This window comes from Paenibacillus sp. 2TAB26, from assembly GCF_052115145.1.
Taxonomy (GTDB): domain Bacteria; phylum Bacillota; class Bacilli; order Paenibacillales; family Paenibacillaceae; genus Pristimantibacillus.
On sequence record NZ_JBFRGC010000024.1, the window covers coordinates 21,482 to 43,442 of the forward strand.

At 45.5% G+C, this 21,961-nt stretch carries 24 protein-coding genes and 1 riboswitch; all 24 genes read left to right on the forward strand.

Translation table 11 applies throughout. From position 1 onward, the window contains the following. The first annotated feature begins 373 nt into the window (after positions 1-373). Positions 374-1,519, forward strand: coding sequence for an alanine dehydrogenase (ald, locus tag AB4Z50_RS25335; RefSeq protein WP_441883330.1), 1,146 nt, complete (start codon positions 374-376; stop codon positions 1,517-1,519). Positions 1,520-1,599: 80 nt separating this feature from the next. Then, a complete protein-coding gene (locus tag AB4Z50_RS25340; protein WP_054024318.1) occupies positions 1,600-1,833 on the forward strand; it encodes a DUF4227 family protein in 234 nt (77 codons plus the stop codon). Positions 1,834-1,947: 114 nt separating this feature from the next. Next, complete coding sequence (gene xerD, locus AB4Z50_RS25345) at positions 1,948-2,838, forward strand: site-specific tyrosine recombinase XerD (RefSeq protein WP_441883516.1); 891 nt, start codon at positions 1,948-1,950, stop codon at positions 2,836-2,838. 49 nt (positions 2,839-2,887) lie between these two features. Continuing rightward, positions 2,888-4,081: a phosphopentomutase gene (gene deoB, locus AB4Z50_RS25350; RefSeq protein ID WP_441883332.1), complete on the forward strand. Its 1,194-nt coding sequence runs from the start codon at positions 2,888-2,890 to the stop codon at positions 4,079-4,081. Positions 4,082-4,138: 57 nt separating this feature from the next. After that, complete coding sequence (locus tag AB4Z50_RS25355; RefSeq protein ID WP_076271395.1) at positions 4,139-4,978, forward strand: purine-nucleoside phosphorylase; 840 nt, start codon at positions 4,139-4,141, stop codon at positions 4,976-4,978. A gap of 109 nt (positions 4,979-5,087) precedes the next feature. Continuing rightward, on the forward strand, positions 5,088-5,246 hold the full coding sequence (locus AB4Z50_RS25360; RefSeq protein ID WP_083682665.1) for an aspartyl-phosphate phosphatase Spo0E family protein: 159 nt from the start codon (positions 5,088-5,090) through the stop codon (positions 5,244-5,246). A 36-nt stretch (positions 5,247-5,282) separates the two neighbouring features. Further along, complete coding sequence (locus tag AB4Z50_RS25365) at positions 5,283-6,614, forward strand: pyrimidine-nucleoside phosphorylase (RefSeq protein WP_441883335.1); 1,332 nt, start codon at positions 5,283-5,285, stop codon at positions 6,612-6,614. Positions 6,615-6,973: 359 nt separating this feature from the next. Next, positions 6,974-8,167: a D-alanyl-D-alanine carboxypeptidase family protein gene (locus tag AB4Z50_RS25370; protein WP_441883519.1), complete on the forward strand. Its 1,194-nt coding sequence runs from the start codon at positions 6,974-6,976 to the stop codon at positions 8,165-8,167. Positions 8,168-8,512: 345 nt separating this feature from the next. Beyond that, complete coding sequence (gene spoIIAA, locus AB4Z50_RS25375; RefSeq protein ID WP_076271393.1) at positions 8,513-8,866, forward strand: anti-sigma F factor antagonist; 354 nt, start codon at positions 8,513-8,515, stop codon at positions 8,864-8,866. Continuing rightward, positions 8,863-9,309: an anti-sigma F factor gene (gene spoIIAB / locus AB4Z50_RS25380; RefSeq protein ID WP_076271392.1), complete on the forward strand. Its 447-nt coding sequence runs from the start codon at positions 8,863-8,865 to the stop codon at positions 9,307-9,309. Before spoIIAA ends, spoIIAB begins: the two co-directional genes overlap by 4 nt. 19 nt (positions 9,310-9,328) lie before the next feature. Then, positions 9,329-10,084, forward strand: a complete 756-nt coding sequence (sigF, locus tag AB4Z50_RS25385; protein WP_054024324.1) for an RNA polymerase sporulation sigma factor SigF — start codon at positions 9,329-9,331, stop codon at positions 10,082-10,084. 115 nt (positions 10,085-10,199) lie between these two features. After that, positions 10,200-10,850, forward strand: coding sequence for a stage V sporulation protein AA (locus AB4Z50_RS25390; RefSeq protein WP_441883338.1), 651 nt, complete (start codon positions 10,200-10,202; stop codon positions 10,848-10,850). Then, complete coding sequence (locus AB4Z50_RS25395; protein WP_076271390.1) at positions 10,843-11,271, forward strand: stage V sporulation protein AB; 429 nt, start codon at positions 10,843-10,845, stop codon at positions 11,269-11,271. The genes AB4Z50_RS25390 and AB4Z50_RS25395 overlap by 8 nt, the downstream gene beginning before the upstream one ends. A gap of 25 nt (positions 11,272-11,296) precedes the next feature. Beyond that, complete coding sequence (locus tag AB4Z50_RS25400; RefSeq protein WP_441883340.1) at positions 11,297-12,943, forward strand: spore germination protein; 1,647 nt, start codon at positions 11,297-11,299, stop codon at positions 12,941-12,943. A 131-nt stretch (positions 12,944-13,074) separates the two neighbouring features. Continuing rightward, on the forward strand, positions 13,075-14,406 hold the full coding sequence (lysA, locus tag AB4Z50_RS25405; RefSeq protein WP_076271388.1) for a diaminopimelate decarboxylase: 1,332 nt from the start codon (positions 13,075-13,077) through the stop codon (positions 14,404-14,406). Positions 14,407-14,459: 53 nt separating this feature from the next. Continuing rightward, entirely contained in the window at positions 14,460-14,891 is a 432-nt protein-coding gene (locus AB4Z50_RS25410) for a peptidylprolyl isomerase (RefSeq protein WP_339203319.1), read from the forward strand. Positions 14,892-14,924: 33 nt separating this feature from the next. Next, a riboswitch (FMN riboswitch) is annotated at positions 14,925-15,132 on the forward strand. 219 nt (positions 15,133-15,351) lie between these two features. Beyond that, the gene (gene ribD, locus AB4Z50_RS25415; protein WP_441883343.1) at positions 15,352-16,449 is read left to right on the forward strand and encodes a bifunctional diaminohydroxyphosphoribosylaminopyrimidine deaminase/5-amino-6-(5-phosphoribosylamino)uracil reductase RibD; all 1,098 of its coding nucleotides are present in this window, start codon (positions 15,352-15,354) and stop codon (positions 16,447-16,449) included. A gap of 95 nt (positions 16,450-16,544) precedes the next feature. Next, positions 16,545-17,204 (forward strand): riboflavin synthase, encoded by a 660-nt coding sequence (gene ribE / locus AB4Z50_RS25420; protein WP_441883345.1) that lies wholly within the window; start codon positions 16,545-16,547, stop codon positions 17,202-17,204. 412 nt (positions 17,205-17,616) lie between these two features. Then, the gene (locus tag AB4Z50_RS25425) at positions 17,617-18,852 is read left to right on the forward strand and encodes a bifunctional 3,4-dihydroxy-2-butanone-4-phosphate synthase/GTP cyclohydrolase II (RefSeq protein WP_076271384.1); all 1,236 of its coding nucleotides are present in this window, start codon (positions 17,617-17,619) and stop codon (positions 18,850-18,852) included. Between the two features lie 22 nt (positions 18,853-18,874). After that, positions 18,875-19,345 (forward strand): 6,7-dimethyl-8-ribityllumazine synthase, encoded by a 471-nt coding sequence (gene ribH, locus AB4Z50_RS25430; protein WP_053376708.1) that lies wholly within the window; start codon positions 18,875-18,877, stop codon positions 19,343-19,345. Between the two features lie 35 nt (positions 19,346-19,380). Beyond that, complete coding sequence (locus AB4Z50_RS25435; protein ID WP_339203315.1) at positions 19,381-20,160, forward strand: segregation and condensation protein A; 780 nt, start codon at positions 19,381-19,383, stop codon at positions 20,158-20,160. Next, the gene (scpB, locus tag AB4Z50_RS25440; RefSeq protein ID WP_076271382.1) at positions 20,129-20,731 is read left to right on the forward strand and encodes an SMC-Scp complex subunit ScpB; all 603 of its coding nucleotides are present in this window, start codon (positions 20,129-20,131) and stop codon (positions 20,729-20,731) included. The genes AB4Z50_RS25435 and scpB overlap by 32 nt, the downstream gene beginning before the upstream one ends. A 58-nt stretch (positions 20,732-20,789) precedes the next feature. Next, positions 20,790-21,482, forward strand: coding sequence for a DUF2953 domain-containing protein (locus tag AB4Z50_RS25445; protein WP_441883349.1), 693 nt, complete (start codon positions 20,790-20,792; stop codon positions 21,480-21,482). Beyond that, positions 21,455-21,937 (forward strand): GerW family sporulation protein, encoded by a 483-nt coding sequence (ytfJ, locus tag AB4Z50_RS25450; protein ID WP_441883351.1) that lies wholly within the window; start codon positions 21,455-21,457, stop codon positions 21,935-21,937. The genes AB4Z50_RS25445 and ytfJ overlap by 28 nt, the downstream gene beginning before the upstream one ends. Positions 21,938-21,961: the final 24 nt, after the last annotated feature.

A 21,961-nucleotide genomic window follows, 5' to 3' on the forward strand; every position in this document is an offset into this window, starting at 1 on the left:
GAGATGCCGAAGACAGCGTTTATAGGATTTAGCTGATTGGAGTGTTATTAGCTTCCGATTGGTGTTTTGAGACGATTTACAAGAAATACAGCTTTTAAATATACCTTTTAATTTTGACAATGGACCTAGAACCCCCTAATCAAGCAATTCCTTTTTCAGTCTATGGGATAGGACGTATTTCGGTATGGGTACTTGTCACTTTGACACATATTTTTCGAAATATAACAAAGTATAGAATTGAAGCTTATGTTCTACATATATTTTGCTGTGAAGTTCATGGAAAGGACGATCATTCCATGCCGAACTCTCATACAACATAGAAAGCGGTTATTTAAGCATCAACAATCACAAAGCTTTAGAGGAGGAAATGGGCATGATTGTAGGCGTACCAAAAGAAATTAAACAAAGCGAGTACCGTGTTGCCTTAACTCCCGCTGGCGTTACGATGTTGTCAGGAGCTGGGCATAAAGTGCTTGTAGAAACAGGAGCGGGCAGCGGTAGTGGTTTTGAAGACAGCGATTACGAGCGTGAAGGTGCTGAGATCGTTGCGACCRCAGCAGAGGTATGGACGCGTGCGGAAATGATTATGAAGGTGAAAGAGCCTCTTTCTGAGGAGTTCGGTTATTTTCGCGAAGGCTTGTTGCTGTTTACGTACTTGCATTTGGCCGCAGCCCCTGACTTAACGAAAGCGCTCGTGGACAGTGGAGTGACTGGTATCGCTTATGAGACGATACAACTTGCAAACGGCAGCCTGCCGCTGCTTACGCCGATGAGTGAAGTGGCAGGCAGAATGTCAGTGCAGGTAGGTGCGCAGTTTTTAGAAGCGTTTAACGGTGGAAGAGGGGTGCTGCTCGGCGGGGTTCCAGGCGTTCCACCAGCAGAGGTCGTCATTATTGGTGGCGGAATCGTAGGGACAAATGCGGCGAAAATTGCACTGGGGATGGGTGCAAATGTAGTTATTTTGGAGAAAAGTGCCGATCGTATGAGATATTTGGATGATATTTTTGGCGGAAGAATTCATACGCTGATGTCGAGTCCGTATCATATTGCAGAAGCTGTTGCAAAAGCAGATTTGCTTATAGGGGCAGTTCTTATTCCAGGTGCACGCGCACCACATTTGGTAACAGAACCGATGGTACAAAGTATGAAAAAAGGTGCAGTAATCGTCGATGTAGCAGTCGACCAAGGCGGATCGATTGCAACGGTAGACCGGCCGACAACGCATAAAGATCCAATCTATATGAAGCACGGGGTCGTTCATTATGCCGTTGCTAATATACCAGGCGCAGTGCCGCGGACGTCGACTATCGCTTTAACGAACGTAACGAGCTCCTATGCGCTTGATTTGGCGAATAATGGCATGAACGCTGTTCAAAAAAGCTTGCCGCTGCAAAAAGGCGTGAATACTCATGCAGGTAAAGTAACGTATAAGCCGGTTGCTACAGCGACCAATCAGCCTTATGTGCCATTAGAAAATTTGTTGAATAACGTTCCTTACGAGCAATTGAAGGATGATTGACATAATAGAACCTGCCTCCTCATATGGTGATACGGATGGACAAGTGACAACGTATCGGCTAATGAAGGAGGCTGGTTTACATGGTTTTCTCGATACGGAGATGGACGAGCCGTATTTTCTTTATTTTTGTTTTTGTAGTTTTGCTTTTTGTCGTCACAGGGGGCTATCGCTGGCTTGCCGACGCGATTTCACCTATTCATCCTTATCGTGAGCCTAAAGGGCATGCCATGAAGGTTTTTGTGACGGACCCTAATTCTCCAGACAGTAAAGATGCTGCCGATCGGCTTCGCTGGTTTTATTGGTATGGAGAGTAAAGGATTGTTAAGGTTGTGCAGATAAACGATCTCAAGCAGGATTAATAGAGTCGAATGTTGAATATTTTTGTAGAAAAGCATGTTAGAATGGTGTCTTATGTGAAAGGAAGTCCAATGAAGGCTCATTTAAATCGCTACATTCAACATTTGCAGGTAGAACGAGGTTTGTCAGCAAATACGCTTTCTTCATATGAGCGGGATTTGAATCAATTTATAGCTTATATTGACCAGCTAGGCTTGACCGAGCTTACTGCTGTGAAGCGGCATCACATGTCGAGGTATATGCTCCACTTGAAGGAACAGGGCAGGAAAGCCGCTACGTTATCCAGGCACATCGTGTCAGTACGAGCATTTTTTCATTTTCTTCTCGCAGAGGACGTTATTCAAAGCAATCCGTCTATCTATATGGAGGCCCCAAAGCAGGAGAAGAAGCCGCCAAGCATATTAAGCGTCTCTGTGACGAATAAGCTGCTTGAGACGCCGAATTGCTCAAGTGCAGCCGGCAAACGTGACAAAGCCATGCTGGAGCTCATTTATGCAACAGGAATAAGAGTGTCAGAGCTTGTCTCGCTTAATATTGAGCATGTTAATATGCAGCTAGAATTTATTCAATGTATGGGTACAGGCCAAAAGGAACGGCTTGTTCCTTTCGGGAAATTAGCTTCGGAGGCAATTGTAGACTATTTGCAATATGGCCGTGATGAATTGCTGACAGAAAGAGCGTCTGAATCGGCTTTGTTTCTAAATCATTTAGGAACACGTTTGACAAGACAAGGATTTTGGAAGACGATAAAGAAGTACGCGAAGGAAGCTGGGATTGAAGAAGAGATTACGCCACATACGCTTAGACATTCCGTAGCAGCACATTTACTCGATAACGGAGCGGATATTCGTTCTGTTCAGGAACTGCTAGGACATGCGGATATATCATCTACGCTCAAGTATACCCAAGTGTCCAAAGAGCGAATGAAAGAAGTTTATTCTCGAGCTCATCCGCGTGCTTAATAATGGTCGACATCGATAAATCCCAATTACAGAGGAGGTAGTCATACATATGAGATTTGATCGAATAACAGTAATCGTATTGGATAGCGTTGGAATAGGTGAACTGCCAGATGCTGAGGCATTCGGTGATCTTGGCTCACATACGCTAGGCCATATCATAGAAAAAGCACCTTCAACGCAGCTTCCGAATCTTAGAAGGTGGGGGCTTGATCGAATAGCGAGCATCCATGATTGGAGTCCATCTGAAGAAGCTCCCGCAGCATATTATGGTAAAATGGCTGAGGTGTCCGTTGGCAAGGATACGATGACTGGTCACTGGGAGCTTATGGGGCTAGAAATGACAGTGCCATTTCAAACGTTTCCGGACGGTTTTCCTCCTGAGCTGCTTACTCCTTTCGAAGAGCGAACAGGCCGTAAAGTCATTGGAAACAAACCAGCAAGCGGTACAGACATACTCGATGAGCTGGGTGCCGAGCAAATGGAAACTGGCGCATGGATTGTATATACATCAGCTGATAGTGTATTTCAAATTGCTGCGCATGAAGACATCATTCCGCTCGAGGAGCTCTACCGCGCTTGTGAAATAGCAAGAGAGCTGACAATGGACGAGCGCTTCACAGTAGGGCGCGTCATCGCAAGACCTTATATTGGCGAGCCAGGCGCTTTTAAACGAACGCCTAATCGTCATGATTACGCGGTGAAGCCTCCACAGCCAACAGTATTGAATGCGTTGAAGGACGCTGGTTTCGATTCCATTGCAATTGGGAAAATCAATGATATTTTTGACGGAGAAGGCATTACAGCTTCTACTCCGACAAAAAGCAATGCGGACGGCATCGACAAAACGATCGAACAACTGAAGCAGCCTTTTAAAGGCCTTCTGTTCACGAACCTTGTAGATTTCGACTCGCTTTATGGCCATCGCCGCGATCCAATTGGCTACGCCTCCGCTTTGGAAGAGTTCGACGTAGCAATTCCTTTGCTTGAGAAACAGCTTGGCGAGCGAGACTTGCTTATCGTGACAGCGGACCATGGCAATGACCCCGTACATCCAGGTACAGACCATACTCGTGAATACGTACCAATATTGCTCATGAGTCCTGCTTTTAACGAGCCAGGGCCTCTCCAAGTACGTTCTACGTTCTCTGATCTTGGAGCAACAATAGCCGATAATTTTGGTGTTACAGCACCACCTAACGGAATCAGCTTCCTGTCTGAGCTTATTACACGGGAACAAAAATAATTTTTTTTTCAATTGGGTACAAATCGTTTTATGAACATACTTTTAGGAGGAAATAGAATGACAACAATTACTTCGGCAGGACTAACAGCAGCAAACATTAAGGAAGCAGCACAATATATCGAGGCTCAAACAGAGCAAAGACCGGAAATTGGTTTGATTATGGGTTCGGGACTTGGCGTGCTTGGAGATTATTTGGAAAATGCGATTACGATTCAATATCATGATATTCCTCATTTCCCGATTTCTACTGTTGAAGGACATGCGGGCGAGCTGCTCATTGGTACACTTTCGGGCAGAACGGTGTTGCTGATGCGCGGTCGTTTTCATATGTATGAAGGTTATGGTCCGGAACTAACGGCATTTCCTGTACGTGTCATGAAGGCGCTAGGTGTGAAGACATTGCTTGTTACCAATGCAGCTGGCGGTGTCAATATGGATTATGAAGCAGGCAACCTAATGTTGATTTCAGACCATTTGAATATGACTGGCAAAAATCCGTTAATAGGACCAAACGACAACGAGCTTGGCGTAAGGTTCCCAGATATGTCGGAGGCATACAGCAAGCGTTTGCGCGCTGTTGCAAGAGATATTGCAAAAGAGCAAGGCTTTACACTTCGTGAAGGTGTGTATGCAGGTTTGCTTGGACCAACTTATGAGACACCAGCAGAAATTCGAATGCTGCGGGTTCTTGGAGCTGATGCTGTCGGAATGTCGACTGTTGCCGAAGTCATTGCAGCACGTCATTCAGAGATTGAGGTCATCGGAATATCGTGTATTAGCAATATGGCAGCGGGTATTTTGGATCAACCGCTGTCGCATGGAGAAGTTATGGAAACGACTGAACGTGTCAAGTCCCAATTTTTGGGTCTAGTTAATGCATTGATTGCGAAAATGTAACAAATTCGTAACACAATTGTAATATATTCGTCGACTCAATATGACAGTGTTTTTTTTACGTTTCGTCGTATAATGTCCATGATCAAAGAAAGATGGAGTGGACAATGACATGGACAAGCAAGTTCTCACGCAGATGGAGCAGTTGCGTAAAAAAATGATAGAAGCAGCTCTATTGAACGAAAGCCTTCAGCACTTGGACGTGCTTGTACTAAGCCAGACTTTAGATGAAATTATTGTCCAGGTGCAGAGGGAACGACGCGCTTTATAACGGATCAACAACGTAATGGCGAATGGAGAGGGACAAATGCGGTCGGTAGATCTTATACAGAAGAAAAGAGATGGCGGCGAGCTGACCGCTTCGGAGTTAACTTTTTTAATTGATGGTTATTCTCGTGGCGATATCCCGGATTATCAGCTGTCAGCATGGGCGATGGCTGTTTTTTTTCAAGGGATGACGCCTAGAGAAACAGCAGCTTTAACGCTTGCAATGGCTAATTCAGGCGATCAGGTCGATCTTGGTCCTATTAGCGGAATTAAAGTCGATAAACATAGCACAGGAGGCGTGGGGGATAAAACAACTTTGATCCTTGCGCCATTAGTCGCATCCGTAGGCATTCCTGTTGCCAAAATGTCCGGTCGAGGCTTAGGCCACACTGGCGGCACGATTGATAAGCTGGAATCCATTGAAGGCTTTCGTACGGAGCTCTCACGCGAGAAATTTATGACACAGGTGAACGATATTGGTTTATCCGTCATAGGGCAGAGCGGAAATCTTGCCCCAGCGGATAAGAAGCTATATGCTCTTCGTGATGTTACCGCTACAGTAGAGTCCATCCCACTTATCGCAAGCTCAGTAATGAGCAAAAAAATTGCTGCAGGCGCTAATGCCATCGTGCTTGATGTCAAAACAGGCAGTGGAGCATTTATGAAAACGCTAGAGCATTCTGAGCAATTAGCGCAAGCGATGGTAGATATCGGAACAGAAGTCGGACGCAATACGGCTGCTGTTATAAGTGATATGGATCAGCCGCTTGGCTTTGCGATCGGAAATGCTTTAGAAGTACAAGAATCAATTGAAACGCTCAAAGGAAATGGCCCTGAGGATCTTACAGAGCTTTGTTTAACGCTTGGGGCACATATGGTTATCTTAGGCGGGAAATCCGATTCTGTGGAGTCTGCGAAGCAGCTGCTGCGTGATCAGATCGCAAGCGGAGCAGCTTTAGATAAGTTCAAAGCATTTATTACTGCACAGGGTGGGGACGCTTCAATTGTTGATGATCCAACGAAGCTTCCGCAAGCGCCTTTCATTGTAGAAGTGAAAGCTTCGGACTCTGGTTTTGTCAACGCGATTGAAGCCGAACAGCTGGGGATAGCCGCTATGCTGCTTGGTGCAGGAAGGGCGACATACGACGCTTCAATTGATTACGCCGTTGGAGTCACGCTTCGCAAGAAGTTTGGAGATCCTGTAAATGCTGGTGATACGCTTGCCCTGCTTCATGTCCGTGAATCAAATGAATCCACACTTGCAGTTGCTGAGCGAGTAAAGCAAGCATATACGATATCTTCGGAGAAGCCGCTGTCTCGTCCATTGCTATTATCCGTAATAACAGCAGAAGGCATTACTAGGTATAATTAAATATTTTATTATGAAATCCGCTCCGCAATTTGGGGGCGGATTTTTTTGCGTTTCAATTAACTCTAGCTGATGGAATAATTTCCAACTTAAGAGTCAACACTAAAAAGAGAAATATAAGCGAATTGCGCAGCTTAGAACACTTACGAAGTAAGTTTTGCATCTCAAAACTAAGTGAATGCTTACGAAGCGAGTTTTGCTTCACAAAACTAAGCGGATGCTTACGAAGCAAGTTTTGCTTCTCAAAACTAAGCAAATGCTTACGAAGCGAGTTTTGCTTCACAAAACTAAGTGAATGCTTACGAAGCGAGTTTTGCTTCACAAAACTTGAACAGGAGGAGATTTAGTTGGTAAATCGTACTATGAAGCTCTGTATAATCATTCTTGCATTCGCGCTTGTGCTGCCGACAGCCGCTTTTGCTGCTGTGGAGCCAACACCAGCTCCCGGTCCGACCCCTGCGCCGCAAAGTCAGGCCTCTAACGCTAATTTAGCACCTTCAGCTCGTTCTGCCATCCTTATGGATGCGGATAGCGGGACGGTTATTTACGAAAAAAATAGCCATGATAAGCTACCGCCTGCAAGTATCACCAAAATAATGACGCTGCTGCTTATTATGGAGGCACTTGATGACGGCAAGATTAAACTTACAGACAAGGTACAAACGAGCGAATACGCAGCTTCTATGGGCGGCTCTCAAATCTTTCTTGAGCCGGGAGAAGAAATGACCGTAGACGATATGATTAAGGGCATAGCGCTCGCATCAGGCAATGATGCATCCGTCGCTATGGCTGAGAAGCTTGCGGGTACAGAGCAGCAATTCGTAACGATGATGAATGAACGGGCCCAGCAGCTTGGCATGAACGATACACAGTTTTCTAACCCAAACGGCCTGCCTGTAGCCAATCATTTCTCATCGGCGCATGATATTGCGGTGATGTCGCGGGAGTTGTTAAAGCATTCGGAAGTAACCAAATATACAGGGCTTTATCAGGATTACTTAAGGAAGACGTCCGCGAAGCCTTTCTGGCTCGTAAATACGAATAAGCTAGTACGTTTTTATAGTGGCGCTGATGGTTTGAAGACTGGCTTCACAAGTGAAGCCAAATATTGCCTCTCGGCTACAGCTAGGCGTGATGACATGCGGGTCATTGCTGTTGTAATGGGAGAGCCGGATACGAAAACCAGAAATGCTGAAGTTTCGCAAATGTTCGATTACACGTTCGCGCAGTATATGAATCACTCGATTATTAAAGAAGGCGAATCGATGGGGACGCTGAAAATCGAGAAGGGCACTGCCGCAGAACTTCCGCTTGTCGCTAAGCATGCGTACAGCGTTCTGCTTAAAAAGGGCAGTCCAACTAAAGATATCCGTTATGAGCTGAAAATTGCGGGTCCGCTCAAGGCGCCAGTTCAAATCGGTCAACCGATTGGAAAGCTTGTTGTCTATCAAGGCGATCAAGTGCTCAAAGAATTTGATGTGGATGCTCCCTTGTCTATTGAACGGGCAGGCTGGTGGAAATTGTTGAAGCGTTCCTTCTCTGGTCTATTTTCGTAACAAACACATAAACTTTATGTCTGAAAGCGACTCGTTTTTTGTCAGCTGTTAGCGGTATGCTTCTAGTTTTGTCGGCATGCAGGAATCGTGAAGCATTTTGGAGAATTGCTAGTTCTATCTCGGCAAGTGTAAACGGCTGAACCTGACTCACCGCAGATCAGTCCACGTTTCACGGTGAAAGGTTAGGAGAGGTATAGGTATGACCTATTCTTTCTTAATAGATAAGCAAGTATATCGTTTTCTTATACTTGCCTTATGGTTCACCGTCAAAGCTGTCTTAGCGTCCGAAAGACGCCAAAGACGTTTGCTTGTGTTTGAAAAAACCTAGAGGAGATGAACAGCATAATGAGTCTGCAAGCAGAATTGGAGCAATACCGCAATGTGCTGATCGTAAGGCTTCGGGGCGAGTTGGATCATCATACTGCCGATGTCGTACGCTTTAAGATGGAAGAGGCTCTACTTCGCGGTAACAGCGAGCATGTCATTCTTAGCTTGAAGGAGCTGCAGTTCATGGACAGCTCCGGTCTAGGCGTCATATTGGGCCGATACAAGCAGGTGAAGAGCAAGGGTGGAAAAATGGTCGTCTGCGATGTGAATCCGAATGTTCATCGCCTATTCGAAATGTCGGGTCTGTTCAAAATTCTGACGATTCATGAAAACGAACGTACCGCAATTTCTAGTTTGGAGGTGGTGTCATGAACGGTTCCAATGAAATGACGCTTTCCTTCAGCGCCCGATCGGAAAACGAAGCCTTTGCACGAATCGCGGTAGCGGCATTTGTGTCACAGCTGGATCCGACGCTCGAGGAGCTGAATGATTTGAAAACGGCTGTGTCCGAGGCTGTAACGAATGCGATTATACATGGCTACGAGAACGATCCTACTTGTCAGGTCAAAATAGAGGCAAGAATTGAAGGAGATTCGGTTTCCTTAACGGTTTCGGATAACGGTCGCGGAATTGAAGATTTGGAGCTTGCTCGTCAACCGCTTTATACGTCGAAGCCTGAGCTTGAGCGCTCTGGAATGGGCTTCACGATTATGGAAAACTTTATGGATCGTTTTGAGGTTTCAAGTCAGGTAGACGGCGGCACACGCGTAGCAATGCTTAAACGAATTGAATCGAAAAAAGCGCTCTACAATTAGCGTATAGGGGTTGAACCTCATGGATGTCAATCTAAAGCAGACGGCCCAGCCATACTTGGATGACGCGGAAGTGAAGCGGCTTATTGCGTTAAGTCAGTCCGGCGATACGCTTGCAAGAGATACACTCGTACAGTGTAATATTCGGCTAGTTTGGTCAGTCGTGCAGCGGTTCATCAATCGTGGTTATGAGCCCGATGATTTGTTCCAAATCGGCTGCATAGGATTGCTTAAATCAGTAGACAAATTTGATTTGTCTTATGATGTTAAGTTTTCAACTTATGCAGTTCCCATGATCATTGGGGAAATTCAGCGATTTTTACGCGATGATGGTACGTTGAAAGTTAGCAGATCCCTTAAGGAAACCGCCAATAAGGTGCGCAAAATGAAGGATGAGCTTTCCAAAACGTTAGGTCGATTGCCCACCATTAGCGAGGTTGCGGAGCGGCTGGGCATTACCCCAGAGGATGTTGTATTCGCTCAAGAAGCGAATAAGCCGCCAACTTCGATACACGAAACTGTGTTTGAAAATGACGGGGACCCTATCACGCTGATGGATCAAATAGCCGATGAATCTCAGGATCGGTGGTTTGACAAGCTTGCGCTTGTGGAAGCCATCGAAGGTCTAAGCGAGCGTGAACGATTGATTGTATATTTGCGGTATTACCGTGACAAAACGCAATCCGAAGTAGCGAGCAGGCTTGGTATATCACAAGTACAGGTATCACGGCTTGAGAAAAAAATATTGCAGTCCATCCGAGACCAAATCGCCCTTTAAGGCGGTTTGGTTTTATTCTATTTTTTACCTCAATTTGCATGAGTATCCGAATCGTCCTTTTATCATACTAAAAGGGAAACATACACCAACGTATCAGCAGAAGGGAAGTTGACAAATGGCAAAACCAAACCATTCGGTCCTCTATCTGCGTCTGAAAAAACGGATATACATGAAACCGAATCAACGCGTTTCCTTAGGCCAAGCAGCGAGGCTGCTCGCAAAGGATGACTTGCTTGAGAACCGCTTGAAGGGGCTTGTTCTTTACGAGCACAAGAAGGCGGATGGCAATCGCGTCGTTATAGACTTGCTTCAAATCGTCAAAGCGATAAGAGAGCTTGAGCCGGATTTAACTGTAGAAGCCTATGGTGACCCTCAAGTGCTCGTTATGGTGGCGGAGAAGCCAGTAAAACCGCGTATTGCAGTGCTTATTTTTTCGTGGCTGCTGCTGTTCTTTGGAGCGGGCCTTGCGATTATGAATTTTCATACGGATGTCAGTATGAAGGAGGTTCATATCCGAATTGTCGAGCTGATAACGGGGAAGCGCACGGAGCATCCGCTATGGTTTCAAATCCCTTATTCTCTGGGCATTGGACTTGGGATGGTATTGTTTTTCAACCATTTATTCCGTAAACGATTCAATGAGGAGCCTAACCCGCTTGAGGTTGAGCTCTATATGTATCAAGAAAATGTAAATGCCTATGTCATCGCCGACGAAATGCGTAAAAAATCGGATTACGATCAAACGCAGGGGGACAAGCATGATTAGTGCTGCTGCTAATATTTTTATTGCTCTGCTAGGCTTGGCAGGGGGTCTTGCTGTAGGCAGTGGGTTGGTAGCATTGCTAATTGTCCTTGATCTCATTCCGCGGCTCGCTCAAGTTGCTAATGCTTACCGGATGTCAGTGTGGTTTGAGACCGCCGTCATATCCGGTTCGCTGTACTGGACCTTTGCTGATTTTATGAGCTGGAAGCTTTCGCTGCCTTCGGGTCTATTTTTAAGTGCGACAGGACTGATTGATGGCATGTTTGTGGGGATGCTCGCAGCAGCCTTGACTGAGGTAATGAATGTGCTCCCGATTTTGGCCAAAAGAATGAATTTATCTGCTTATATGGTCAGTCTCGTCATGGCAATGGTTCTAGGCAAAACGTTGGGCTCATTATTCGATTGGTTAGTATTTCAATGGTGATACAGTAAGGATGGGGTGAGCTAACATGAATGACAATGAAAATTTTCATGACAACGATAATGAACAAAATGGAAGACCTCCGTTTCTAGAAGTCAATGAGGATCAACAGAAAGAGGAATCGGGAGTTGCTCGAAACAAAACATCATTCGGTAGTGGAAATAAAAAAAACAATGTCAGCACAGCTGTTTCCAATAAGAACGGCAATAAGGACATAACTCCGATTCCGAGCGATTTGGATGAAGTTCTGATGAGATTGGAAAATGAGATTGGTTATAAAGTAAGCTTCGACGTTGTTGTGAGAGAGATGACGTTTGGCGAGAAGCGCACAGCAATGTTGTCGTTGAACGGTTTGGTTAAGGATACGCTACTGTCAGATGTGCTCAAGCGATTAACGTATCTCCAACCCGAGGATTTATCTGCGGATGCCTTTCATTCTTTCCTTGATTTATATGTTCCTGCGGCGCAGGTCATAAAGGAAGACGATTGGAATAACATGCTGACGTGCGTGTTATCCGGTGTAACCGCATTGTTTATTGATGGTGAATCCAGTGTTCTCATGATTGATGCGAAGGCTTTCCCCGCAAGAGGACCAGAGGAGCCTTCGCTTGAGAAGGTTGTACGCGGCAGCAGAGATGGCTTCGTAGAAACGTTGATGGTCAACATTTCACTTGTTCGCAGACGGCTGCGTGATCCCCAGCTTCGATATGAAATTGTGCGGGTGGGCGATCGGACACAAACGGACGTTTGTATTGCTTATATCGACGATATTGTGGACAAGGAGCTGCTTAAGTCCGTCAAAGACAAAATCGCTATGGTTAAAATAGACGGCTTGCCGCTTGCGGACAAGCAACTGGAGGAGTCCACTGTAAAAAGGGGCTGGAATCCCTTCCCACTTGTTCGATATTCAGAGAGACCCGATACGGTAGCAGCACATCTGCTGGAGGGTGCTGTAGCTGTATTCGTTGATACTTCGCCAAGTGTTATGACGCTGCCGACTACTTATACCGATCTAATGCAGCATGCAGAGGAAAATCGACAAACACCATTTATTGGCACCTATCTGCGATGGGTGAGATTTATAGGTATTTTGGCATCGTTGTTCATGCTGCCGTTATGGCTGCTGTTCGTCATGCATCCGGAAATGAAGCCTGTTGCTCTTGAGTTTATTGGTCCGAGTAAGACCGGCAAACTGCCATTAGTCGTACAATTTCTGTTAGCTGAGATAGGCGTGGATTTGCTGCGTATGGCTTCTGTTCATACGCCAACATCTCTCGCAACGGCTATGTCGTTAGTTGCTGCGATTCTCATTGGTGATATTGCAGTTAAGACCGGCGTCTTTGTAAATGAAGTTATTTTGTATATGGCGATTTCAGCGATTGGGATGTTCGCAACACCAAGTTATGAGCTTGGACTTGCGAATCGAATCGTAAGGCTCGTGTTAATCATATCGGTGGCCGCCTTCAGTGTGCCGGGTTTCGTCATTGCGACGACGGCAATTTTGTTGATGCTGATCAAAGAGCGCTCATTCAACCGTCCGTATATGTGGCCGATTATACCGTTTGATATGCACGCCCTTTGGAGCATTATCATCCGTCAGCCAGTCCTGTACAACCGGCAGCGCCCAAATATTTTGCGGCCTCAGCAGAGCGATAAGATGCCAAATACAGAGTAGATTCATAAAATGCAAATGAAATGTGGATTTATCCATTTCGTAGTCCGGGTAGATTGCGTTATACTAAACCTATTAATGCAAATTCTATCCGTTCTATCTGCATGCAGATAGAAGAAAGCTGAGGGGAAATTATGTACCTGCATGGAACTAGTAATATTAACGAAAAAGGACATTTGGAAATTGGCGGCTGTGATGTAGCTGATTTGGCTGCACAGTTTGGTACGCCACTATATATTGTGGATGAGGCTCTTGTTCGTAAGCGCGCAAGCGAGTATGTAGAAGCCTTCAAAGCATCAGGTCTTAGATTTCAAGTCGCATACGCAAGCAAAGCGTTTAGTGTAATGGCAATGTGTGCGATTGCTGAGCAAGAAGGGCTGTCGCTGGATGTTGTATCCGACGGTGAGCTTTACACAGCAATGCAAGCAGGCTTCCCTGCTGAACGTATCCATTTCCACGGCAACAACAAAACGCCTGAGGAAATCAACATGGCGCTTGATGCTGGTATCGGCTGCTTTGTAGTTGACAATTTCATGGAGCTTCAGCTTCTGAATGCTCTTGCTGGCGATAAAGGCAAGAAAGTAAACATTCTACTTCGTATCACGCCTGGCGTTGAAGCACATACGCATGACTATATTTCTACTGGACAAACGGATTCAAAATTTGGTTTCGACCTTGGCAATGGCGCGGCGAAACAAGCGATTCAAGAAGCAATTGCTTTGCCTAACCTGATTGTTTTGGGCGTTCATTCCCATATTGGATCGCAAATTTTCGAAGTTGAAGGCTTCCGTATGGCTGTGGACAAGGTTGCTGATTTCGCGGTTGAGATTCGTAATGAGCTTAACCTAACGTTTAAAGTAATCAATCTTGGCGGCGGCTTTGGTATTCGTTATGTTGATGGCGACACACCATTGCCAATCAGCGAATATGTTGCGGCAATTACTGGCGCTATCATTTCGAAGTTTACAGATGCCGAGTTCCCATTGCCTGAGATTTGGGTAGAGCCGGGCCGCAGTATGGTTGGCGATGCAGGAACAACTTTGTATACAGTTGGTACAAGCAAAAATATTCCAGGTGTACGTAAATACATTGCAGTAGACGGTGGTATGACGGACAACCCTCGCCCAGCGCTATACCAATCCAAATATGAAGCAGTACTCGCTAATCGTGCGAATGAAGCTGCTGAAGAAACGGTTTCCATCGCGGGCAAATGCTGCGAGAGTGGCGACATGCTCATTTGGGATTTGGAATTGCCTAAAGCAAAAAATGGCGACTTACTTGCTGTTTTCTGTACGGGTGCTTATAATTATGCAATGGCGAGCAACTATAACCGCATTCGTCGTCCGGCTGTCGTTTTCGTTAAAGATGGTCAGGCAGACCTTGCTGTTAAGCGTGAATCGCTTGAAAATATCGTTTGCAATGACGTCATTCCGGCAAGACTTCAAAAATCATCGCTTGCGAAATAAGAGCGAAATTGGTAACGTAGTCTTATTCGGATAAAAGAAAGGTAGATGCAGCAATGGCTAAACAAGCAAAAATCACACTAGCAAACGGCGGAGAGGTTCTTATCGATCTATTCGATCAAGACGCGCCGAACACAGTAGCAAACTTTGAAAAGCTTGCTAACGAAGGTTTTTACAACGGTCTTACTTTCCACCGTGTTATCCCAGGTTTCGTCGCTCAAGGCGGATGTCCAAACGGAACAGGTACAGGCGGTCCTGGATACCAAATCGATTGTGAAATCAACCCTAATAAGCATGAGCGCGGTTCTCTAGCAATGGCGCATGCTGGTCGCAATACAGGCGGCAGCCAATTCTATATCGGTTATGCACCACAACCGCATTTGGATGGCGGACATACTGTTTTTGGCAAGGTTTCAAAAGGTATGGAGTTTGTTGATGCTTTCAAAGGCGGAGACAAAATGGAAAAGGTTGAAGTCGAAACGATTTAATGTTAAGATACTAACTATAATATTGTAAGTGCAGCAATCCTTCGGGGTAGGTGAAATTCCTAAYCGGCGGTGATCGGGAAGGCACAGAATATCGGATAACCGAATTTCTGTGCCTCTCGTCAGTCCGTGACCCGGTTTAAACGGCATTTTATCCAAGATCATTTGGATAGAATACGATTAGAACGGTGGACCTGGTGAAACTCCGGGACCGACAGTACAGTCTGGATGGGAGAAGGGGATGCTTCGACAGCTACAATTTACTGCTTATTTGTATGTGTTTTATTTCACATACATATTAGGTTAGTTTATTTAGTGTACTTTACAAACCGATTTCGCAATTTTGCGACGTAAGATAGGGACGGCTCTCAAAGCCGACAACATCGATCGGTTTTGTCGTAGTTCTCGTTTTATCTTTCATCACCCCTGTCGGATCGTATGCCGATGGGGGTGTTTTTTGTTTATGGACATTTTAAATGATGAATATTATATGGGATTAGCATTGGATATGGCTGCAAAAGCTTCGGGTCAAACCGGCATTAATCCTGTTGTAGGCTGCGTCGTCGTAAAGGATGGTGCGATTGTCGGCATTGGCACGCATCTAAAGCGAGGAACCGGTCATGCTGAAGTGCATGCGCTTCAGATGGCGGGAGATGCGGCTGAAGGAGCAACCGTTTATGTAACGTTAGAGCCATGCAGTCATTTTGGAAAGACACCTCCATGCTGTGAACGTATCATTGATGCGAAAGCTGCAAGGGTTGTAGTCGCAAGCGGCGATCCTAATCCAGCAGTGTCAGGCCGAGGCATTGCAAGGCTTCGTGAAGAAGGGATCGACGTTACGGTTGGCGTATTCGAGCAAAGATCGCAGCAAATGAATGAAAAATTTAATAAGTACATTACGACCCGCCTCCCATTCGTTACTTTAAAAACTGCGAGTACGCTTGATGGCAAAATTGCTTCCCATTCAGGCGATAGCCGATGGGTGACTGGTGCAGTTGCTCGCGAGCAGGTTCATACGCTGCGTCATCAGCATGAAGCCATTATGGTTGGCATCGGAACAGTACTTGCGGACGATCCGCTGCTCAATACGAGAGCATCTGTCCCTGCAATTGATCCGATATGTATAATCGTGGATTCAGCACTAAGGCTGCCGCTTAATGCCAGAGTTGTAACGGATCGCTCAATTAGAACGATTGTTTTAACTTCCAGCCAAGCAAGCTCGGAAAACCGAGAAGCGCTTGAAGCAGCAGGGATTGAGGTCATCATTTGCGGTACGGGAGCAAAAGTGGATCTCAGTGAAGGGATGAAGAAGCTGGGGGAGCTTGAAATCGGCTCAATCTTGCTTGAAGGCGGCGGTCAATTAAATGGTGCAATGTTAGAGGCAGGTCTTATTGATAAAATCATGCTGTATTACGCGACCAAGATTATCGGCGGCTTAGATGCACCAGGTACATTTACTTTCGCTGGATTCGAAAAAATGGCCGATGCTATTTCCCTAGATCGAGTAAGCGTAGAAATGGCCGGCGAGGACATTTGCGTCTCGGGATATCCAGTTTATTAAGGATAAGGCGTTGAACAAATCTCTGGCATAATCGCAGGATTTATGTTGTTTTGAAGTAGGTTTGCTGCATTAGCGAACCTTTGAGGAGGAAACCCATGTTTACCGGATTAGTGGAAGAAGTGGGAAAGATGAAAGGAATCACGAAGCAAGGCGAAGCGATGAGGCTGGTCATCGGAGCATCCCTTGTAACTGACGGTGTTAAGCTGGGTGATAGCATCTCGGTTAATGGCGTTTGTTTAACGGTAACGTCGTTTGACGGTGCATCATTTGCAGCTGACGTGATGCCTGAGACTTATCGCAAGTCTAATCTTCATCAGCTTCGTGCTGGCGAACAAGTGAATTTAGAGAGAGCGATGCAAGCTGGCGGACGTTTTGGCGGTCATATCGTACAGGGGCATGTTGATGGAAYCGGGAAAATAACTTCACGAGAAACGGATGCTAATGCTGTTGTTTATAAAATCCATATCGACGACGCAGACATGCTGCGTTATGTGATTCCAAAAGGCTCGATCACGATTGATGGTATAAGCCTTACTGTAGTGAATACATCATCACATACGTTATCCGTATCGATTATTCCACACACATTAGGCGAAACGGCCTTACAGCATAAGCGTGCAGGCGATACCGTAAATATCGAATGTGATGTCATTGGCAAGTACGTCGATCACCTGCTTCATTTTAAGCAGCCAGAAGCCTTGCCAGCCAAAGCCAAGCTCACTACATCTTTTCTAATGGAAAATGGTTTTTTGTAAATAAGTTAGTCAAGTATCAGTAGTGTCTGGTCTGGTTGTCTTGAAAACTCGAGTGCTCAAACAGCAAGCGTGTCACGCAGGGACGAAAGCGATCTTTAATCAGTATTTTTATTTAATTGAACTTACAACTAGGCTGCACAAACAGTAAGCGTGTCCCGCAGGGACGAAAGCGATCTTTAACCAAGGTTAGCACACAGCCACCTGAGTCATGCCTACGTTAGTCCAGTTGTAGGTGTCCAGAGGACGCAGTCCTTGGGGCCCTCCCTTGGAAGGGAGGGTTTGGGTGGGTTCGAAAAGCCTTTAAGGTTTGGTATTAAACTGGTTTTAAACTTTAATTAAACTTTAAAATAACCTTTGAAGGCAAGGTAGAAGCCTTATTAAGGTTTGGTTGTCACAAAGGAGGGAAACCCATATGGAACAAACAGATAAAAAACCATTTGATTCAGTTGAAGCTGCTTTAGCTGATCTTAAGCTTGGCAAGCCGATTATTGTCGTTGACGACGAGGATCGGGAAAATGAGGGCGACCTTATTGCACTTGCTGATACAATGACGCCTGAGGTCATTAATTTTATGATTACAGAGGCTAGAGGTCTTGTGTGTGTTCCGATTACGCAAGAGCGAGCAGACCAGCTTGACCTTCCGCCAATGGTTACGCATAATACCGATTATCACGGAACGGCATTTACCGTTTCCGTTGATTATATTGGAACAACTACTGGGATTTCCGCATTTGAACGCTCAGAAACGGTTAAAGCGCTCATTGATCCAACGACGAAAGCAGCAGATTTCCGCAGGCCAGGTCATATTTTCCCCTTGATTGCAAGACCTGGTGGCGTACTTCGCCGTGCTGGACATACTGAGGCGGCTATAGATTTGGCGGTCATGTGCGGTTCGGCGCCTGCAGCAGCGATTTGTGAAATCATTAATGAAGACGGCACGATGTCTCGTTTGCCAGATTTGCTTGTCTTTAAAGAAAAGCACAATCTGAAGCTCATCACGATTCAAGAGCTGATTCAATATCGCAACGAGAAAGAAAAGCTTGTTGAGCGAGCGGTAGATGTGAAGCTGCCAACTGATTTTGGCACCTTCCGCGCTATTGCTTATACAAATTTAGTGGATAACAAAGAGCATATCGCACTCGTTAAAGGCGACATCGATCCTGAACGTCCCTTGCTTGTGCGGGTTCACTCTGAATGCTTAACCGGTGATGTATTTCATTCGCATCGTTGCGACTGCGGACCGCAGCTTGAAGCGGCGCTTAAACAGATCGAAGAAGCAGGCAGCGGCGTTCTGCTTTATATGCGCCAAGAGGGCAGAGGCATTGGTCTGATTAACAAATTGAAGGCCTATGCACTGCAAGAAGAAGGTTTTGATACGGTTGATGCTAATTTAAAGCTTGGCTTTCCGGCAGATTTGCGCGATTATGGTATAGGCGCACAAATTTTGAAGGATCTTGGCGTTCGCCAAATGCGGTTGATGACGAACAATCCTCGGAAAATTAAAGGTCTTGAAGGCTACGGACTAGAGGTTGTAGAACGTATTCCTATACAAATGGAGTTAAAGGAAGATAATAAAAGTTATCTCCGCACAAAGAAATCTAAGCTTGGTCATTTACTTAGCTTTGAAGATATTGACTACATCATTTAAAATAATGGAAGGAAGATGACAAATGACACGAATTTATGAGGGACATTTAGTATCAGAAGGTTTAAAATATGGAGTAGTAGTAGGACGTTTTAACGAGTTTATTTCAAGCAAGCTGCTTGGAGGCGCACTTGATGCTTTCAAACGTCATGGCGCACAGGATTCAGATGTTGAGGTAGCATGGGTGCCGGGAGCGTTTGAAATTCCTTTAATCGCGCAAAAAATGGCAGAAAGCGGAAAGTATGATGCTGTCATTACGCTTGGCGCTGTTATTCGTGGTTCAACACCGCATTTCGATTTTGTTTGCAACGAAGCAGCAAAGGGTGTTGCGGCAATCGCTTTGAAAACAGGCATTCCGACTATTTTTGGTGTATTGACTGTTGATTCGATTGAACAGGCCATTGAGCGTGCAGGTACAAAAGCAGGCAACAAAGGTTATGAGGCTGCTACAAGCGCAATTGAAATGGCGAACCTAACCAAACAATTGCAAGGCTAAGCAGCGAAGATAAGGCTAGGCGGGAGGAAATGTAAGTGTCAGTGCTTTATAAGTTGGATTCTTTTGAGGGGCCGCTGGATCTGCTGCTTCACTTGATCGACAAGGCGGAGATCGATATCCATGAGGTGTCTATCAGTGAGATTACAATTCAATATATGGATTATCTTCATGCGATGAAAGAGCTCGAGCTTGAGGTCACGAGTGAATTTTTAGTTATGGCGGCAACCCTTTTGGCGATAAAGAGCAAGCAGCTACTTCCAAAGCCGCCTGTATTTGAGGAAGACTATGAGGATTGGCCGGATGACGGATTGGATCCACGCGATGAGCTCATCCAGAAGCTCGTAGAATACCGGAAATTCAAACAAATAGCCGAGCAGCTGCGCGAGAAGGAATTCGAGCGCAGCCTTGTCTATTCAAGGGAACCTGAGGATATGACGCCATTTTTGAAAGAAGAGATTGTTAATCCGGTAGAGGGTCTTCACTTGTCGGATTTGATTACTGCCTTTCAAAAGGCGCTGCGCCGCGCATCAAGGCGTAATGTCGTTGCTACCATTCATCGCGACGAGATTTCCGTTAAAGATCGAATACGGGACATTGTCGAGGTGCTCAAGCAATTCGAAACGGTTCGTTTTTCACGGCTTATTCGCGAGAACATGGACAGGCATGAAATCGTGGTTACTTTTCTAGCCATTCTAGAATTAATGAAAATGAAACATATTCGTTGTTTTCAGCATCAGTTATTTGACGACATCGTCATTCATTGGAGAGGAGAGTCGTCGCAAATTGGATTATCCGAAGTTGAAGACAATTATTGAGGGCCTGCTGTTTATGGCAGGTGATGAAGGCCTTACGAAGCGGCAGCTAGCTGATATTTTGGAGCTGGATGCCGAGCTCGCTTCCGATTTGGTTTATGATTTGCAGCGCGATTTGGAGCGCGAGGGGCGCGGTATTCAAATCGCAGAGGTGGCAGCCTCCTATCGGCTGACGACTCATTTGGAGCATGCGCCTTATTTTGAGCGTATGGCATACACTCCTACGAGATCGCAGCTGTCACAAGCTGCATTAGAAACGCTGTCCATCGTCGCTTATCGCCAGCCGATAACAAGAATATCGATTGAAGAAATTCGCGGCGTAAAGAGCGACAGAGCGATTCAATCGCTTGTATCAAAGGATTTAATCGAAGAGGTTGGCCGCGCCGAGCAGATTGGCAGACCTATTTTGTACGGAACAACGAAATCATTTTTAGATTATTTTGGATTGCCGTCCATAAAAGAATTGCCAGAACCAGGCAGCGTTGATATCGATGATGCCTTGGAGGAACAAACTCAGCTGCTATTTGAGAGATTAGATGGCACGCAGATGACAATTGAAGAAATAAAAGAATGAGATTTGGCCGCCGGGTCATACTATATTCAACCCATATTAGGGAAACGGAGGAAGCATCATGATGCTCGGTTACCCCTACGGTTGGATGACGGCGGTCGGTCTCTTTTTTTTGCTCATTTTGGTCGTCTGCCTCACTTCGCAGGTCGAATTAAGAGGCCATCTGAGGAGAATTGATCAAAACGATGATTTTGAGTTGAATATAAAGGCCTTATTTGGAATCCTCAGATACCGCTTTAAAGTGCCGATTATTCAGTTCACAGGAACCTCCATCCAACTTAAGGAACAGGTTTCAAAAAAGAATGTGGCCGTTGACACTTGGAAACAATATAACGAGGACGTTGACGCAGAAAAAATAGTGCATCTAATGGAAAGAACAAAACATCTGTTACAAATGACGAAAAACTTAACTGGATGGGTTAGAAAATCTCTTACGAAGGTCCGTCTTTTAGAATGGAACTGGTCCACATCAGTAGGAACCGGTGACGCAATGTGGACGGCTATGGCGACTGGATTTGTTTGGTCCATAAAAACATCAATCATTGGCGTATTGTCCCAAATGGTTAAGCTCAAAACAGAACCGAAAATGATGGTTCAGCCTATTTATCAACGATCTGCTTTTACAACGGAATGGTCATGCATAGCTCAAATCCGCTTCGGTTATGCTATTCTTGCCGGACTGCAGCTTTTAGTTCGGATGAGGAAATTGAAAGGAGGCGTCAAGGTATGGCAGAACATCCTATTCAAGGCTTAATGCAAACCGCAATGGAAAATATTAAAGAGATGGTTGACGTCAATACTATTGTAGGCGACCCTGTCCAAACGCCGGATGGCAGTATTATTATGCCGATCTCCAAAGTAGGCTTTGGGTTTGTAGCAGGAGGCAGTGACATTCGATTAGATGATGCCGATCATAAGAACGGCTCTCAATCTGATGCACAGCATGCTTCCGTTTCGCTTCCATTCGGCGGCGGTAGCGGTGGCGGCGTGTCGATTACGCCAATTGCTTTCTTGGTCGTAGGAACACATGGCGTAAAAATTGTTCCGCTCGATAATCAAACACATCTGCTTGAGCGGGTAATCGACTCAGCTCCGCATGTATTTGATAAGCTGCAATCGATGATGAAGCAGCCTTCGAGTACAGGTGTATACACGGATACGTCTCCAACTGTGATCAGTGAACGTGTCGAAGCAAACGAACACAACTGATGACATAACTGCCCGAGAGGGCAG

Coding starts and splice junctions, on each gene's coding strand:
- AB4Z50_RS25340 (WP_054024318.1), top strand. CDS start 1,600: ATGGTTTTCTCGATACGGAGATGGACGAGCCGTATTTTCTTTATTTTT.
- xerD (WP_441883516.1), top strand. CDS start 1,948: ATGAAGGCTCATTTAAATCGCTACATTCAACATTTGCAGGTAGAACGA.
- deoB (WP_441883332.1), top strand. CDS start 2,888: ATGAGATTTGATCGAATAACAGTAATCGTATTGGATAGCGTTGGAATA.
- AB4Z50_RS25355 (WP_076271395.1), top strand. CDS start 4,139: ATGACAACAATTACTTCGGCAGGACTAACAGCAGCAAACATTAAGGAA.
- AB4Z50_RS25360 (WP_083682665.1), top strand. CDS start 5,088: ATGGACAAGCAAGTTCTCACGCAGATGGAGCAGTTGCGTAAAAAAATG.
- AB4Z50_RS25365 (WP_441883335.1), top strand. CDS start 5,283: ATGCGGTCGGTAGATCTTATACAGAAGAAAAGAGATGGCGGCGAGCTG.
- AB4Z50_RS25370 (WP_441883519.1), top strand. CDS start 6,974: ATGAAGCTCTGTATAATCATTCTTGCATTCGCGCTTGTGCTGCCGACA.
- spoIIAA (WP_076271393.1), top strand. CDS start 8,513: ATGAGTCTGCAAGCAGAATTGGAGCAATACCGCAATGTGCTGATCGTA.
- spoIIAB (WP_076271392.1), top strand. CDS start 8,863: ATGAACGGTTCCAATGAAATGACGCTTTCCTTCAGCGCCCGATCGGAA.
- sigF (WP_054024324.1), top strand. CDS start 9,329: ATGGATGTCAATCTAAAGCAGACGGCCCAGCCATACTTGGATGACGCG.
- AB4Z50_RS25390 (WP_441883338.1), top strand. CDS start 10,200: ATGGCAAAACCAAACCATTCGGTCCTCTATCTGCGTCTGAAAAAACGG.
- AB4Z50_RS25395 (WP_076271390.1), top strand. CDS start 10,843: ATGATTAGTGCTGCTGCTAATATTTTTATTGCTCTGCTAGGCTTGGCA.
- AB4Z50_RS25400 (WP_441883340.1), top strand. CDS start 11,297: ATGAATGACAATGAAAATTTTCATGACAACGATAATGAACAAAATGGA.
- lysA (WP_076271388.1), top strand. CDS start 13,075: ATGTACCTGCATGGAACTAGTAATATTAACGAAAAAGGACATTTGGAA.
- AB4Z50_RS25410 (WP_339203319.1), top strand. CDS start 14,460: ATGGCTAAACAAGCAAAAATCACACTAGCAAACGGCGGAGAGGTTCTT.
- ribD (WP_441883343.1), top strand. CDS start 15,352: ATGGACATTTTAAATGATGAATATTATATGGGATTAGCATTGGATATG.
- AB4Z50_RS25425 (WP_076271384.1), top strand. CDS start 17,617: ATGGAACAAACAGATAAAAAACCATTTGATTCAGTTGAAGCTGCTTTA.
- ribH (WP_053376708.1), top strand. CDS start 18,875: ATGACACGAATTTATGAGGGACATTTAGTATCAGAAGGTTTAAAATAT.
- AB4Z50_RS25445 (WP_441883349.1), top strand. CDS start 20,790: ATGATGCTCGGTTACCCCTACGGTTGGATGACGGCGGTCGGTCTCTTT.
- ytfJ (WP_441883351.1), top strand. CDS start 21,455: ATGGCAGAACATCCTATTCAAGGCTTAATGCAAACCGCAATGGAAAAT.